9 protein-coding genes are annotated in these 17,626 nt (G+C 39.4%); all 9 read left to right on the top strand.

What is annotated here, in order from left to right:
• The first annotated feature begins 122 nt into the window (after positions 1–122).
• On the top strand, positions 123–701 hold the full coding sequence (locus tag EZ444_RS01095) for an RNA polymerase sigma factor (RefSeq protein ID WP_131606370.1): 579 nt from the start codon (positions 123–125) through the stop codon (positions 699–701).
• Between the two features lie 74 nt (positions 702–775).
• The gene (locus EZ444_RS01090; protein ID WP_131606368.1) at positions 776–1,915 is read left to right on the top strand and encodes a FecR family protein; all 1,140 of its coding nucleotides are present in this window, start codon (positions 776–778) and stop codon (positions 1,913–1,915) included.
• Positions 1,916–2,109: 194 nt separating this feature from the next.
• Positions 2,110–5,553, top strand: coding sequence for a TonB-dependent receptor (locus EZ444_RS01085; protein WP_225874591.1), 3,444 nt, complete (start codon positions 2,110–2,112; stop codon positions 5,551–5,553).
• Between the two features lie 11 nt (positions 5,554–5,564).
• On the top strand, positions 5,565–7,028 hold the full coding sequence (locus EZ444_RS01080; protein ID WP_131606366.1) for a RagB/SusD family nutrient uptake outer membrane protein: 1,464 nt from the start codon (positions 5,565–5,567) through the stop codon (positions 7,026–7,028).
• 26 nt (positions 7,029–7,054) lie between these two features.
• Positions 7,055–9,343: a glycosyl hydrolase family 95 catalytic domain-containing protein gene (locus tag EZ444_RS01075; protein ID WP_131606364.1), complete on the top strand. Its 2,289-nt coding sequence runs from the start codon at positions 7,055–7,057 to the stop codon at positions 9,341–9,343.
• Positions 9,344–9,366: 23 nt separating this feature from the next.
• Positions 9,367–11,160 carry an alpha-L-fucosidase gene (locus tag EZ444_RS01070; protein WP_131606362.1) on the top strand — a complete coding sequence of 598 codons (1,794 nt, stop codon included), beginning with the start codon at positions 9,367–9,369 and terminating at the stop codon, positions 11,158–11,160.
• Positions 11,161–11,336: 176 nt separating this feature from the next.
• Positions 11,337–12,521 carry an ROK family protein gene (locus EZ444_RS01065; protein WP_131606360.1) on the top strand — a complete coding sequence of 395 codons (1,185 nt, stop codon included), beginning with the start codon at positions 11,337–11,339 and terminating at the stop codon, positions 12,519–12,521.
• Positions 12,522–12,574: 53 nt separating this feature from the next.
• Positions 12,575–15,703 (top strand): SusC/RagA family TonB-linked outer membrane protein, encoded by a 3,129-nt coding sequence (locus tag EZ444_RS01060; protein WP_131606358.1) that lies wholly within the window; start codon positions 12,575–12,577, stop codon positions 15,701–15,703.
• Between the two features lie 19 nt (positions 15,704–15,722).
• On the top strand, positions 15,723–17,624 hold the full coding sequence (locus EZ444_RS01055) for a SusD/RagB family nutrient-binding outer membrane lipoprotein (RefSeq protein ID WP_131606356.1): 1,902 nt from the start codon (positions 15,723–15,725) through the stop codon (positions 17,622–17,624).
• The last annotated feature ends 2 nt before the right edge of the window (positions 17,625–17,626 follow it).

Below are 17,626 nucleotides of genomic sequence, written 5' to 3'. Positions count from 1 at the left end.
AGTCTGATATGTACTAATTGTATTACATTTGTTATACACTAACCAAATGCAATATTATCTGAGCCTGTTTATGTCAGTTTTTGACATATCATCCGTCGGTAATAGATAGTTTTTACTGTTATATGTCAGGATATCACTTACATACAGATGAAGAATTGTTTGTTCTGATTAAGGAAGGGAATCATAGGGCCTACACGCAAGTCTTTGATCGTTTCTATTCACTATTATACCTGCATGCCTTAAAAATTCTTTTAGATGAGGATGAGGCAAAGGATTTAGTTCAGGAATTGTTCGAAATGATATGGCTGAAACGTGATTCATTAACAGTGAATGGAAGTGTATCTGCTTACCTATATGCATCCACGCGGAATATGGTGTTAAATCAGATTGCACACAAAAAAGTAAAAACCAAATACTTAGACTCTCTTGGCGAATTTATTGGACAGGAGGATTATCTCACTGATTTTTATGTTAGGGAAAAAGAATTAAAACGCATCATCGAAAAGGAGATCTCGGCTTTACCTCAAAAAATGAGTGAGATTTTTAAGTTAAGCCGTACAGAATATCTGTCCCACAAAGAAATCGCTTCACGATTACATTTGTCAGAATTGACAGTTAAAACACAGGTGAAAAGGGCTTTAAGGATACTGAAGCCTAAGCTGGGGTTTATCATTGGACTGATGCTATTATTTATTTTATAATTTTTTTCTTCGCACATACCCCCAAGCCTTATAGCTTCTTGTCTTATGACTGAAAAAAGCTAAAGGGTATAGTTATGATGGACGATCCGCAGAAATTATTAGATAAATACAACGCAGGTTTATGTACGGAGGAAGAAAAGGCCGCTGTTGAAAGTTGGTATCTGAAGTTGAGTTCGACTGACGTTGAAGGCTTGGATATTGCATCCGCTGCACGTACAAAGGCAATGGTTTGGTCATCTTTAATAGCAAACGAACCAGTGCTGAAAATACGGCGCCAATGGTATCTGGCCTCAGCAGCAGCTGTATTTGTAATTGGTTTTGCGGGCTACTTTTATTTAAGTCCTGCTACAACAGCACAGCAATTGGCTGTTCATCAACCAAAGAACAATAAGATCGTTCCCGGAAGTAACAAAGCTTTTTTAACCTTGGCCGATGGGCGTAAAATTTCATTGACTGATGCCAATAGTGGTGAAATTGTTAAACAGGAAGGATTGTCTATCAATAAAACTGCTGATGGGAAAATCGTTTATACTGTTGTTGATCAAGGAAAAAATGGGGGGCTAGAGAAAATAGCTTTCAATACAATTGAAACTCCCAAAGGCGGACAATATCAGATTAATTTACCCGATGGTACCAAGGTGTGGCTAAACGCGGCCTCATCCCTTCGATATCCCACAAAATTTGCTGCAAATATTAGAAAAGTAGAACTTACCGGAGAAGGGTACTTTGAAGTAGCAAAGGTGCATATTCCTTTTGTGGTTAAGACCGCAGGACAGGAGGTAGAGGTGCTAGGTACCCATTTCAACATCAATAGCTACAAAGATGAAGACGATATCAAAACGACTTTGTTGGAAGGATCGGTACGTGTAATTCCATTTGGTACTCATAAAAACAACTCTTCTAAGTTATTGAAACCGGGCGAACAAAGTCAGTTAAATGAAAGTGATATCAAGGTTAAGGCAGTAGACACAGAATCTATTGTTGCCTGGAAAAATGGTGATTTTGTATTCAAGGGAGATGATTTCAGGACCATAATGAATAAGGTAGCAAGATGGTATGATGTAGAGGTGATTTACAAAGGGGATTTCGATAATTTGAAATTCGGGGGCTATATATCCCGTTCCAAAGACATTTCTGCAGTATTAAACATTATGGAATCAACAGGTAAAGTTCGTTTTACTGTAGCAGGAAAGAAGATTACAGTTTTTAAGTAGCATAAAAATAAACAAGCAAATAATACAACCAAAAAATTAAACAACATGAAAAAGCAATACACTAAACAACAAGTACCTTAATTATGGTGTAAAGGCCTGAAAAACCGAGAGTGCTTCGAACCACTCCCGGTAAAAATGGCTGGGATACCCGCAAACAGTTAATTTTTTTCGTTTAACCCCAACTAACCAAATGTATGAACTTTTATAAACAATCTGTAGGTAAGCCACCGGGCTTAGTACATAAATTTCTGTTGATAATGAAATTTACCACAATTTTGTTGGTCACAGCCTTTTTGCAATTTGCACAGGCAAGTAAGGCACAACGCATTACTTTTTCACAAAAGAATGTGACGCTGGAAGAGGTCTTTAAGGAAATCCGTAAGCAAAGCGGTTATGATTTCTTTTATGATATTGAAGATCTTAAAAAAGCAAAAAGAGTTGATCTTTCTGTAAAAAATGAGACGCTAGATGAGGTGTTGAAGCGTTGCTTCGAAAACCAGCCTTTTACTTATCTGTTAAGTAATAAAACGGTTATCATTAAGGAAAACCGACAACCAGCCATTCGTACGAATAGTTCAATTCAGAAAGTAGAACTGAAAGGAAAAGTGACCGACGAAAAGGGCGGAGGATTACCGGGCGTAAGTATAAAACTGAAAGGTAGTAATGTCGGGACCATGACGGATGCGAATGGTAATTATGCATTAACATTACCTGATGGATCTGGAACACTTGTTTTTAGCTTCGTAGGCTTTGCCACACAAGAGATTGCTATAGGTAATAGAACAAACATCAATGTGGTCTTAAAAGAAGAGAATAGTGCCCTCTCTGAGATTGTGGTAGTGGGTTACGGTACACAAAAGAAAGTGAACTTAACTGGAGCTGTAAGTAATGTTTCCGGTACTGAGTTAACCAGCAGACAAGCGCCAAATACCACTTCGTTATTGCAGGGTAGAATGCCTGGTGTTCAGGTGGTACAAAACTCTGGTCAGCCCGGAGCCGAAAGTGCAACGATCCAGATACGCGGTATGGGGACTTTTAGTAAGGCTTCCAATGACCCATTGGTTTTGATTGATGGAATTGAGGGGAACTTAAATAATGTAAACCCTAATCAGATAGAAAGCATTTCTGTATTAAAGGATGCAGCTTCGGCAGCAATTTATGGCTCAAGAGCAGCCAACGGTGTTATCCTGGTAACCACTAAAATGGGTAAAGCTGGAAGACTAAATATCGATTACAGTTATAATTATGGCAGTCAGCGGGCCACTTCTGTTTACGATAGGATCACCAATTCTGTTCAGTTTATGGAGTTGTTGAATAAGGCTATCGATCATACGGGTACAAGTGCTAACCAGAGATACTCAGCTGCACAGATTGAAGAATATCGTCAAGGAGCGATTACTAATCCGGCTCAATATCCAAGTTACGATTGGATGGACGCAATATTTCGCACAGCGCCAATGCAACAGCATTACCTGAGTGTAAATGGGGGTAAAGAAGGTACAACCTATAATTTTGGCGCCGGGTACCTAAATCAGGATGGAATACTGATTGCTACAGGATATAAAAGGTATGATGCTCAGTTTAACTTTAAAACGGATCTGAACAAGAAGGTAACTTTTGGTACTAACATTTCCTTCTCAAAAGGCAAGCGGAATGAAACTGCCTTGAATGGTAATTTTGATGGTAATTCTACTGAAGATCAGATTCTGAGTGCGCTTGCTGCTCACCCTACTTTTACGCCTAAATTGCCAGATGGAAGTGGAAGGTATGCTGCTAAAGCCTATATTTTTGAAGGTGGAAATAAAAACCCTGTTGCTACAGCCGAAAATGGTGGTAGATATGTGAACAATCATTATGCTTTGGCTTCTGCCTATTTAAACGTAGATATTCTTCCTGGATTGAAAGGAGAAATCAAAGGTGCGGTTAAATACAATGAAAGAGAAACCAAGGTACATGTAGTTGGTATTCCTGGATATATGTTTTTACCTGACAATACTGGGGCGTATGCGTTCAATACGCAATGGAACGGTACCGTTGGTGAAAATAACTTAACTGTACGTGATGATAAAGATGTACAGTATACCATTTTTGGAACATTAAACTACACTAAAAAAATTGCGGAAAATCATAATTTCAGTGCATTACTGGGTGCTAGCCAGGAAACCTTTAGATACGATCGTTTACAGGGATTTAAAAGAAATGCACCGTCAGATGATCTGTTAGACCCGAGCATTTATGAACCAGGTGGTCAGACTGTCGACGGCTTTAGTTATGAATGGGCATTGCAGTCACTTTTTGGCAGGGTAAACTATGATTATAAAGAGAAGTATCTATTGGAAGCGAATTTCCGTTATGATGGTTCTTCTCGTTTTCCAACCGGAAATAAATGGGGCTTTTTCCCTTCTGCTTCGGCTGGGTGGAGAATCTCTCAGGAAGATTTCTTAAAAGATGTGAGTTGGGTGAGTAACCTTAAGGCCAGAGTATCATGGGGACAGGTCGGTAACCAGAACGTGAACAGAACGCTTTTAGGTGAGTCAATGCCATATCCTTATCAGTCTGTATTAAATCCTTACTTATATTTCATCGGCGGAAGTTTGCAACAAGGTGTAACGCAGACAGATTTAATCAGAAGGGATGTGAAATGGGAAACTACTACAGTGACCAATTTAGGTCTGGATTTTAACCTTTTTGGCTCTCGCTTATTTGGCTCTGTAGATTGGTATACTAAAAGAACAACCGATATCTTAAGAGAGCTTCAGGTTCCTGATTTTATTGGATTAGTTGGACCAACAGTAAATAGCGGTGAAATGAAAAACACCGGTTTGGAGTTTCTCTTGGGCTATGAAGGTAAAATAAATGATTTCCGCTATAAGGTACAGGGGAACTTCGAAACCTATAAAAATAAAGTAGTAAAATTTGGTGCCCGAGAGATTAATAGTGCCAATGGAACCATTACACAAGAAGGATTGCCTTATCAGTCTTACCTCATGTATATTTTTGATGGTATATATCAAAATCAAAGCGAAATTGATAATGGACCAACGCCAATAGTGAAACCTAAACCGGGCGACATGAAGTATAGAGATGTGAGCGGGCCAAATGGTGTACCAGATGGAAAAATAACAACTGATGACCGTATGGTTGTAGGTGGTGCTTTTCCTAAATTTAACTATGGACTTACCGTTAATGCAGAGTACAAGAATTTTGACTTAAGTTTCTTTCTTCAAGGTGTTCAAGGAAGAAAAATTTATGTGAGAGAATGGGGTATTGCACCATTTAGACAAGCTGGTCCACCTCCAACATTCTGGAAAGATGCATGGGATGGAGAAGGTACTTCCAACACGATACCACATATCTTTAATGAAGTGTATGCGCCTAATACGCAGGTGTCTGACTGGTGGTTACAAGATGCTTCCTACATTAGGTTAAAGAACCTGCAGTTGGGGTATAATTTTCCTGCTAAGTGGATCAATAAAGCTAAAATGCAAGGTTTGCGTTTATATGTTTCAGGTGATAACCTGTTTACAATCACTGACTTTTTTGATGGAAGTGATCCTGAGCGTGCAGCTGCAAGTGGCAGGGCTGCGATATATCCACAGGCTAAAATTTATTCGTTTGGACTTAAAGTTACTTTTTAATCCTAGATAAGATGAAAACATATATAAAAATAGGGCTTCTTCTGATGTCAGCAGTTTTTGTGACTTCATGTAAAAAGACACTTGATAAAGATCCGCTTTCAAATCCCAAAGAAGAGAATTTTTGGAGAACAGAAGCCGAGGCGGGCAAGGCTTTAGTAGCTTGCTACGCAAAACTAAAAGAACCAATTTTCTCGAATGGAAAAACTCAGAGTGGTAACTCTTTGTATTGGGAAGCGCTTTCTGATAATGCATCAAATACCTCTAATTATGAATCTTTTGATGTGGTGATGAGAGGTGATCATAATCAGGCAACAACAGGTATTGTGAGTAAAACCTTTACGTTCGGTTTTCAGGGCATTGCGTCTTGTAATTATTTCCTGGCCAATGTAGATAGGGTTCCTAATCTGTTGGAGGTTACGAAGAAAAGGATGATAGGTGAAGCTTTATTCTTAAGAGCCTTTTACTATAATGAGTTGACTCAGTTGTATGGGGATCTTCCTATAATTCTGCAACCTGCAGAGCTTGATGGTGATTATTTGAATACCCCCAGGTCACCAAAGGCGGCAGTGGTTACTCAAATTCTTAAGGATCTGGATCTGGCTATTTCTTATTTAGAACAGAAAGCTTATACAGATGGACGTGCGGTTAAAGGAACGGCTATTGCATTAAAAACAAAAGTATTGTTAAATAATGAACGATATGGAGAGGCTGCTGATGCCGCATGGACTTTGATAGGGGATGCTGCAAATCCGTTTCAACTTTCTGATAATTATGCTGGTATTTTCTTTGGCAATCAGCTCAATAATAAGGAAATCATGTTTTCTGTCCAGTTTAGGGCTCCGGATGATTTTCACTCTTTAGATCAGGTGATAGGGGGTAGGATGTCTATATTTCCAACTGTAGAATTAAGAAATGCCTATGAAGCAAATGATCCAAGAAGAAAAATGACCATTTTCGAAGCCGGAGATCCATGGGCTTATAATCCAGGAGGTTTTAAACAGGCTGGAAGTACTGCAGAAGGCCAAATTCCTTATACAGGTATGGCCATTAAAAAGTGGGTAAATACATCGATTAATAATGCTTCTGGAGCGACCTTAAGTGATCAGCATATGGTTAAAATCAGATATGCCGATTTACTATTGATGTATGCTGAAGCTATGTTTGAAAGTGGTCAGGGGACAGATCTTCGTGCCTTAAAAGCGCTAAATGATGTCAGAGCAAGGCCGGGTGTAAATATGCCTGCAAAATTGGTACTTACAAGGGATGTTATTAGAAATGAACGCAGGATAGAGTTGGCTTTTGAAGGTTTGCGCTACAATGATTTAATCAGATGGAAAGTAGCAGATCAGGTTATTCCTTTAGTCCCTTATGACGCAAAAGGAACAAAGAGAAAGTTCAAATCTTATCTCTTCCCAATTCCTCTTGGACAAATGGATATCATGAGAGGTGTGTGGACGCAAAACACTGGGTTTTAAATTGTGAAGGAACATAATCAAAATATATGACCAGATCTCTGTTAATGCTAATGGTACTTATGCTGGGGTTCTTCAGCAGAGTTTATGCTCAGGAAATATATGCCGGGCGATATAGGGCTGTTTTTACAAAGGCACCAGAGTTGGTGCCAACCAAGAAAACGCCTGATGGACCATTAGCTGGAAATGGAGATATTGGTCTTACCCTTGGTGGTAGCCCAGATCAATTGTCTTTCTATCTGGGTAAAAATGACTTCTGGCGGGCATATCCGGTTTACCCTGGTGGTGGGATTGCCTTGCCTGGTTGGTTAGAAGTGAATATTAGCGCCCTAAAGGGCGCTAATTATTATGCCGAGCAAGTGCAGGACAAGGCCTTCATAAAGGGAGAGTTTACGAAGAATCAACTTAAAGTGTCATTGAAAGCCTGGGTAGCAGCCACGCGCAATACTGTAGTGGCCGAGTTTACAGCGAACAATGCCTGTAATTTGAAACTTGGACTGAAATCTACGGAAGGCAACACATCTGTTAATACCGCGGGAGTAGATGGGGACGTGATTTGGGTAACCCGATCATTTGAAAATACTCCTTTACTGGAATGGCCGTCTAATGTAGCCATGGCCTTAAAAGTATTAGGTGCAAACCTCGAAAAGGATGGAAGTGTAGATTTGAAACCAAACGAAAAGGTTACGCTTACCATTACGATGTACACCAATCAAGATCGTAAAGATTGGAAAGCGGCCACTATAAAAGAGGCTCATAGTCTTACAGAAAATAAGGTTACTGAAATAAAAGAGGAGCACGAGGCATGGTGGAAAGACTTCTGGAGTCAATCTAAAGTTGAGATTGGAGATCCATTTATAGAAAAGTATTATTACGCATCACAGTATTTATTTGGTGCTACATCTAGAGGAGATAAGTTTGCTCCTGGAATTTGGGGGCCTTTTGTGACTCGTGATTCTGCAGCATGGGGTGGTGACTATCACCTCAATTACAATTATCAGGCTCCTTATTGGGCAGCTTACTCATCCAATCACATTGATGAAACGGCTAATTTTGATCAGCCCTTGCTGGATTATATGGACAAGGGAAAGCAACATGCAAAAGCCTTGTTGCATCAGAAAGGAATCTATTATCCTGTTGGCATGGGGCCAAAAGGATTGGTAACCACACGATGGCCACTAACTCCTGAAGAGATGGAAAAGCGTTATGCAACAAGGGAAAATACCATAGATGGTGGTTACAAATTTTTGGGACAGAAGATCAATGCGGTATTTAGTGTAGGGAATATGCTAATGCGTTTTTACAGTACTTATGATAAAGCTTATACCCAAAAGATCTATCCCTATATGCTTGAATGTGCAAACTTCTGGGAAGACTACCTAAAATTTGAGAACGGACGATACGTGATTTACATGGACCATTATGGAGAGGTGATGCCGAACTTGAAAAACAATGGTAAATGGCGCGATCAGCTCGGTGATTTTAATTCTACACTTTCAGTGGGGCTCGTGAAAATGCTTTTTAAGGGAATGATAGATGTCAGTAGTTTTTTAAATGTAGATGCTTCAAGAATTCCTAAATGGAAGCATATTGTTCAGCATATGAGTGATTTTACGGTTGGCGAAGTTGATGGTAAATTGAGCTTGAAGGGGGTAGAGAAAAGTCCTTCGGCATGGCATAGCCGTATTGCGGGATTGGCCAGGGTTTCGATTCATGGCTTAATCCTTCCGGGGGGTGTCTGTGGTCCAAAAACGGATTCTGCTTTTAACCAAATTTTATTGAGTGATGTAAGCAGATGGAAAGAAAGAATGAAGGGGTCAGGAGAATGGGGCAATACGCTAGGCAATGGAATTGAAACTTGTTTTCCGGCGGCAGTACGCGTAGGCTATGATTCAGATGAGATTCTTAAACAATTAAAGGACAGGATTAATATACAATCGTTGCCCAACCTATGGATTACTGCTGAAGGTGGTGGAATAGAGACATTGTCAGCTGTTCCGCTAACTATAAATGAGATGATGATGCAGAGCTATGAGCAGACTATCAGAATTTTTCCCAATTGGAATAGGTTCAAAGATGCGAGTTTTGAGCAATTAAGAGCTTATGGCGCATTTTTAGTAAGCAGTCGCTTAGAAAAAAGTGAAATTGAGTATGTGGAATTGTTAAGCGAGGCGGGACGTGTATGTACGATTGACAATCCATGGCCAGTGAAAAAGGTGCAGTTGCTGAGAAATGGACAAAAAGCTGAGGTGCTTTCTGGTAAGACCTTTGTTTTTGATACAAAAGTTGGTGAATCCATACATATGACTGCTAAATAGCACAACAATTAAAGAAAAATAAAATGAATCTTATTCGTAAAACTATCCTTGTATTTGCCTTAGCTGGTAGCACTATAACCACAATTCATGCACAAACGATGGATGAGATGTGGGATAGCAGCATTTCTGGCAAAGAGAATCCTAATTTAAAATGGTTTAAAGAAGCTAAGTTCGGTATGTTCATTCATTGGGGGCTGTATGCCAAACTTGCTGGTGAGTGGAAGGATAAGCGCTATTATGGAAGTGGGGAATGGATTATGAATCAGGCTAGGATACCCGTTGCAGAATATAAGCAGGTGGCTCAAACTTTCAACCCGGTTAAATTTAATGCGGATGAATGGGCACAGTTGGCAAAAGAAGCGGGGATTAAATACATGGTAATTACGGCGAAGCATCATGAAGGTTTTTCCATGTATGATTCCAAAGTGAGTGATTTTGATATTGTCGATGCTACGCCTTATAAAAAGGATCCGATGAAAGCGCTTTCTGAAGCGACACGCAAAAGAGGAATTCAGTTTGGGTTTTATTATTCTCAGTTTCAAGATTGGTATGAGCCAAATGGGGGTAGAAATACATGGGACTTTGAGGAGTCTAAAAAAGACTATCAAAAGTACTATAGGGAAAAAGCTGTTCCACAGTTGAAAGAGTTACTAACCAATTATGGCCCTTTGGGTATTGTATGGTTTGATACCCCTGGTGGGATGACTAAAGCGCAAACGCAAAGCTTTGTAAATGAGTTACGTGTTTTACAGCCTAAAAGTTTGTTTAGCAGTCGTGTAGGGCAAGGGTTGGGTGATTATCGCGATTTTGGAGATTCTGAAGTACCGGCAACACCAATTAAAGGAGCTTGGGAGTCTATCTATACACACAACGACTCATGGGGTTACATCAAGCATGATATGAACTTCAAAACACCTACTGAAATTATCAGATTGCTGGCCAATGTAGCTTCTAAAGGTGGAAACCTAATGTTGAATGTCGGGCCTGATGGTGAGGGTAATATTCCTGAATATTCAGTTAAGTTTTTACGGGAAACCGGTAAATGGTTAGACAAAAATGGAGAGAGCATTTATAGTAGTACCTATGGATTGATTCCTGCGCAACCATGGGGTGTAAGCACTTCAAAACTGGGTAAACAGTATTTACATGTATGGCAAAGACCTGAAAACGGTAAGTTACTGGTTCCGGGCTTTAAGGGTAAGGTTGCTAAAGTATATGCTTTAGCAGACCATAAAAACCTGGTATGGAAAAAATCTGGTGATGATATTTTGATTGACTTACCTGCATTTGATGCTGAAGCTGCAAATACTGTTTTTGTAATGGAGTACTCTGGTAAAATTGCTGATTATGATTTAAACGTTCCAACTACTGTTTCTAATCAATTTAAAGAGAATATCGTAGAGGCTACGTTTGCAAAATTAAAAGGCAACGCTCAAATAAAGAGTTTAACCTACAGTCACTATTATGGCGACTGGAAGCATACAATTTGTGTTACCGATATGAAAGACAAAGCCGATGAAGCTGATTTTAGCATTCGTGTAACGGAGCCTGGAGTATATAAAATTACTTTGGAATATTCTTGCTCCCCAGAAAGTTCAAAACAGGAAGGAAGTATGAAAGTCAACAATCAAGCGTTTCTTTTCCGGACTTTGCGTACCTCAGAGTTTGACAAAAAAGCGCCATTGCCTTTTATTAAACATACGGTTGCAACAACTACCTTTAGTAAGGCTGGGGTTTACACAATAACGTTGAGTCCTTTACAAAATGGAGTGGAACTGTTTAAATTAAAGTCAGTTAATTTTGCTCCTATAAGATAAATACTGATCCACCATACTGGTAAAGCCTCTTAAGCTATGGTTTAAGAGGCTTTTTTGTTGCTCAAAGTTGTGTACTTTTTTATAAACATTGCGCAACTTAATAAATTATTTAAAAAGATTTGGAAAGTATTGTTTTAAATTATTAAGTTTGTTTAAGCAACCTAACCAAATACACTATGATAGAGAAGGCACCTTCATTAAGATCGGATATCATAAAGCATCTTTACTATAAGAATTCACTTTCACTTGCTCAATTAAGTAAACTGAGTACCAAAAGTTTGCCTCTGGTTACCAAGGTTGTAAATGAGTTGATAGCAGATGGCTATATTAAAGATCAGGGACTAGCGCAATCTACCGGTGGTAGGAGGGCTTCTTTATTTCTTCTTAACCCGTTAATGCAAAAGTATATTGTCTCTGTCGCAATGGATCAGTTCACTACGAGGATGGCGATATATGATCTATCTCGTACAATTGTTTTTCCAACTAAAACGCTTGAACTTATTATTCCCGGTGAAGCTAAGGCAGTCGATAAATTAGTGGCCTTTATTGAGGAAAATATTAAAGCTTCCGGTATTGATATTGAAAAAATTCTAGGAGTAGGCATTGGTATCCCTGGTTTTATTGATGTTGAAGAGGGGATAAATAATTCTCATTTAAGAGCTAAAGATGGTGAGCCTCTTGGGAAATACATGTTGGGCAAATTGCGGCTTCCAATATTTATGGATAATGACTCCAGTTTAATTGCCCTTGCCGAGCTAAATTTTGGTGCGGCCGTAGGGAAACAAGATGTGATGGTAGCTAACATAGGCTGGGGAACAGGATTGGGGATGATTGTAAATGGAAAGCTATATAGAGGAAGCAGCGGTTATGCTGGTGAGTTCAGTCACATTCCACTTTCTAAAACTAACAATTTATGCTCTTGTGGTAAACGTGGTTGTCTGGAAGTAGAGACTTCGCTGTTAGTAATGACAGAAAGAGCTAAAGAAGAAATAAAGAACGGGGCTGCAACAAGTATGACTCAGTTGTTTAAAGAGAACGGCCGGAATGTTGGTGAGATTTTTCTTGAAGCTGCAAGCAATCATGATCCGCTTGCAGTATCTATCCTGTCTGATGCAGCTTTTCTTATTGGAAAAGGATTGGCTACGCTAATCCATATTATGAATCCTGAACGTATTGTGTTGAGCGGTCGCGGTGCTATAGCTGGCAAAATATTGTTACCATCAGTACAACAAGCTGTAAACGAATTCTGCATCCCAAGGATTGCAGAGCAAACAACTATTGTCGTTTCAGAATTAGCCGCAGATGCGGAATTGCTTGCTGCTGCAAGCTTGGTTATTGAGAACACCCAATTTGATGAATAAAAAATATTATTAATTATTAACTAACCTAAATTACTAACCAAAACTTAATCAACATGAAAAAGATCTACTCCCGGTGTTTAAGTGTTTTATTGTTAAGCCTATTAACAGTAGCCGCTTATGCGCAAAAAAACATTTCGGGAACCGTAAAGGACGTAGCAGGCGCTCCAATACCTGCGGTAAGTGTCCTGGTAAAAGGTACTAAAATTGGTGTAAGTACAGATGCTGCAGGAAGGTATTCTATTGCAGCAACACAAGGCGATGTACTTGTTTTCCGCTATCTTGGATACACGGCCCAGGAAGCTACAGTGGGTTCTTCGGCTTCGATAAATATTGTACTGCAGGAAGAGGACAATAGTTTGAACGAAGTGGTGGTTACTGCCCTCGGTATAAAACGAGAGAAAAAAGCTTTAGGCTATGCTTTACAGGAAGTAAAAGGGGAAACATTGGTCGAAGCAAGAGAGCCGAACCTGGTTAATACCCTATCGGGTAAAGTCGCCGGTTTACAAGTAACACGGTCAGGTAACGGACCCGCGGGATCCTCAAGGATCAATTTAAGGGGAAGTAACTCTTTAACGGGAGATAACCAGCCTTTAATTGTAGTAGATGGGGTGCCAGTCAGTAATTTTACTGGTGCTGTTAATTCTGAAGGAAAACAAAACAACGACTTTTATAATCCAGCAACAGATATGGGAAACGGACTTTCTGATATCAATCCGGAAGACATAGAAAGTGTTACCGTTTTAAAAGGTCCAACGGCATCTGCTTTGTATGGATCAAGAGCTGGAAATGGAGTAATCCTCATAACCACTAAATCTGGTAAGGCGCAAAAAGGGTTAGGCATAACGGTTTCTTCAACCCTTGGTGTGGAAAGCATATTTGCGCAAGCTAAACTGCAAAATGATTACGGGCAGGGTACTGAGAATGTATTTGATAAGATTTCAACATCAAGTTGGGGACCAAAAATTGAAGGTCAGAAAATTACAGACTGGACTGGAAAAGAAGTTTCAATGGCTGCATATGATAATATTGCAAACTATGTTCAGAAGGGAATCAGTTCTAATCAGAGTGTTACTTTTCAGCAACAGTTCAATAATACTTCAGTATATACTTCTTTTAATCGTTTAGATGATAAAAGTCTTATTCCAGGTGCAAAATTACAACGTACTAGTTTACTGGCCAGAGCGGTAAGTAAGTTTGGAAAAGACGAGAGGTGGACAACAGATACAAAAATTCAATACACCAACAATGCAGCCTATAACAGGCCAAATAGCGGTTCAAATGATGGCAATACATTTAGAACATTGTACCTACTGCCGAGATCTTTAGATATAAGAGGTTTTAATCCTTCTGTGGGGCCTGATGACAAGATGATCTGGTATAATACCAGTAATACCATTAATCCTTATTGGGGTAAAGACTACAATCTTAACCAGGATATCAGGGATAGATTTTTAATGAACGGTTCATTAAAATACAAATTCAACAGCTGGTTAAACGCTGAGGTTAAGGCAGGTGCCGATAAATATAGCACAACAACAGAATCAAAGCGATATGCCGGAAGCCCAGATAATGTTACTGGTTCTTATGCATTGGGTAAAACAACATTTACGGAAACAAATTTAAGCGCATTGGTTTCTGGTCAAAAGGATAACCTGTTTGGTCGTTTAGGTGGTGGTTTTTCTGTTGGTGGTAACTTAATGTCACAGGAAAATAGCGGACTTACCAATACTGTCGGTAAGTTGTATGTGCCCAATTACTTCTCTGTTAAGAATGGAGTAGATCCAACAGATCTAAAACAATTGTTCAATGAGAAAAAAATTAACTCTTTGTATGGTACGCTTCAGTTAAACTGGGATGGATATTTATTTTTAGATGCTACACTTAGAAATGACTGGACATCGGCATTGAGCAAAGCGAACAGATCTTATTCTTATCCTTCAATAAGTCTTTCTTATGTGCTGTCTGAAATGATTTCCAAAAATGGAGAATTGCCAGGTTGGTTAAGCTACGCCAAATTAAGGGCTTCGGCTGCTTCAGTAGGAAATGATTTAAAAGCTTACGAATTATACAATACTTACACCATTGATAAAGATGCTAATGGCAATATTACAGCATCCAGAGGAGATGTTTTGTATGATCCAAATGTGAAAAATGAGCTGATCAAATCTTATGAAGCGGGATTTGAAGCCAGATTCTTCAAAAGCAGAGTAGGTATCGATCTTGCTGTTTATAAGTCAAATGCAACCCAGCAATTGATCGAGCTTCCTATGGATCCTCTAAGTGGCTATAAGTTTAAGAAAATCAATAGTGGAGATATCCAAAATACAGGGATAGAGATTATGTTGGACGGAAAGATATTTGAGAATCCTGATGGTTTTAACTGGAATGCAACGGTGAATTATTCGCACAATAATAATACGGTGAAATCTATTTATCAAAATACACCTCAATATTCATTAGGTGGATTTGATAATATTACTGTTTTTGCTGTTGAAAACGCTAAGTACGGTGAAATATACGGAACTGCTTTTAAAAGGGTTAAAGATGCTGGTAGTCCATTTAATGGACAGTTGCTATTAACGGAAGAAGGATTGCCGCAAGCTGACGAACAGAGTGCAAGATTGGGTAATCAGCAAGCGACATCGCTGGTAGGTGTAACTAATAGCTTTGCCTATAAAGGTTTCAACTTGTCATTCCTGGTTGATGGTCGTTTTGGTGGAAAAGTATTTTCTGCTTCAAATGCAATCCTACAACGCAACGGAACTGGTGCCGTTACAGTTGTAAATGGTTCAAGAGATGTTATTGCTGACGGAGTTATTTTTAATACTGCGACAAGTACCTATGAGAAAAATACGAAAACCGTATCCTCACAACACTATTGGGCCGCTGTCGCGGGCCCGGGTAACCTTGGAATTACAGAAGCAAATCTTTATGATGCCACTAACATCCGACTTAGAAATATCAACCTGAGCTATAACCTGTCTTCTAAATTTTTAAGTAAGACACCAATCCAACGAGCAAAAATTGGCGTATCATGTAATAACGTATGGTTAATTACAAGTCACATGAATGGTGTAGATCCTGAAAGTGTGTTTGCAACAGGTAATAATGCAACAGGATTCGAAAATGCAAGTGCACCAACTACGCGTACTGTGTCATTTAATTTAACCTTAGGCTTTTAATCTTAATATTCATATTACGATGAAAAATATATTAAAAAAATCATGTATGCTAATAGCGGCAACAGTTGTGCTGGCATCATGTAAGAAATTTGAAGAAATGAATGTGAGCCCTACTGCAGCCAGCGGAGAGCAAGTTCAACCAGAGTATTTTATCAACAGCTCTATTGTTGGCGCCCAAATGGATCCGGGGGTGGCCGAAAGATCTTTTGTCTTGTATTGGAAACCAGCAGGCCGCCAGGCAGCTGATGTCGATGGAGGGAAAATTTCTTTTGGAGATTACAGTGATGAATGGAGTAGTGTGTATTACGGAGAGATTTCTAAATGGCTAAACGCTGCCAATACCGCTATCCAGATTGGACAAGAGAGAATTGATGGGGGTAAGGTCGAACCGCATACCAATAACATGATACAGGTAGCCAGGATCTGGAGAGCTTATCTGTTAAGTGAAATGTCTGATAACTTTGGACCAATCCCTGTTACAGGCTTTCAGGGGACAAATCCAGAATTTACAGATGTAAAAACGGTATATTATTATATTTTAAGCGAATTGAAAGATGCGGGCGCTAAATTGGAACTTTCAGTAACAAGAAGTGATGCTTTGAAAAAGCTAGATCCTGCTTATGAATATGATTTCGCCAAATGGAGAAAATATGCAAATTCTATGCGCTTAAGATATGCCATGAGGTTGTCGGAAGTTGATGCATCAAAAGCAAAAACTGAATTTGAAGCTGCTGCAGCTACAAATGACTTTATAACCTTGCAGGAAGAAGCCTTTGCTGTACAGGAAAAAGATGGATGGAGTCCGCTTACAGGCGTAATGACAAGAAGTTGGGATACACAGCCAATGTCAGCCACATTAAATAACGTTTTTGTAGGTTTAGGTGGTGTAAAAAGTGCCGATCAACTAGGTGCGGCATTTCAAAGCTTTATTAAACCAGCTGATTGGTTAGGACAAAAATTTCCGGATCAATTTAGTACAAAAACAAATGATCCGCAGGCAGGATACTGGTTTAACGGATTACCATATACCATTGATCCGCGTGCTTATGTATTGTTCAGTATTCCGGGCGATTTGACCAATACCAATTATCCAAAGCAGAACGGTAATTATGACACTGTTACTCAAAGGCTCTTGAAAAATGCTGCAGGAGCAACTGTTAAAACAATTGATGCTAAAAACACCTGGAACGCTAAAACAGATGGTGCATGGGGAGAGAAAGATCCGATGAACGAATTGATTAACTACGGAGGTACTATGCCACGTATCAATAACCAGTTCAGAAACAGTTCACAAAAACGTCTTTTCTTTGGACCATGGGAAACCTATTTTCTACTGGCAGAAGGTGCTGTACGTGGATGGGCATCTCCTGTAACTGCACAGACTGCTTATGAAACGGGTATTTCCAAAAGTTTTGAATATTGGAAAGTATCGTTGGGCTCCTACCTGACCTCTCAAGACTACAACAGGGTTGGGACTTCGGTAAGCTGGACACATACAACTGAGCCATCGCCACGTGTGATGAAATATGAAGATGGAATGACTGGAGCGCCGGGTACACTAACTTTAGCTTATCCTAAAAATGATCTTTATAAAAGTGGTACAGTTAAAAATGACCATTTAACTAAAATCATTACCCAGAAATTCATTGCACAAACCCCATGGCAACCATTGGAAGCCTGGAATGACCACAGAAGATTAGGATTGCCTTTCTTTGAAAATCCTGTAGTAGAGGTAAGCATTTCAACTTTGCCGGCCTTAAATAGCTCAAACTATATGACTGGAAACATTAAATTCCTTCCTCAGCGTTTGAGGTATCCTTCAGGTTTAAGAAATAATAGCCCTGCCGGTTACGGACAAGCTGTTAGTGCTTTAAATGGCCCTGATGAAGTGCTTACACCGCTTTGGTGGGCACAGAAGTAATT

The sequence above is a fragment of the Pedobacter hiemivivus genome (genome assembly GCF_004331685.1).
GTDB lineage: Bacteria > Bacteroidota > Bacteroidia > Sphingobacteriales > Sphingobacteriaceae > Pedobacter > Pedobacter hiemivivus.
The sequence above is the reverse complement of the archived record's forward strand: the minus strand, read 5'-3'. Positions and strand labels throughout refer to the sequence as shown.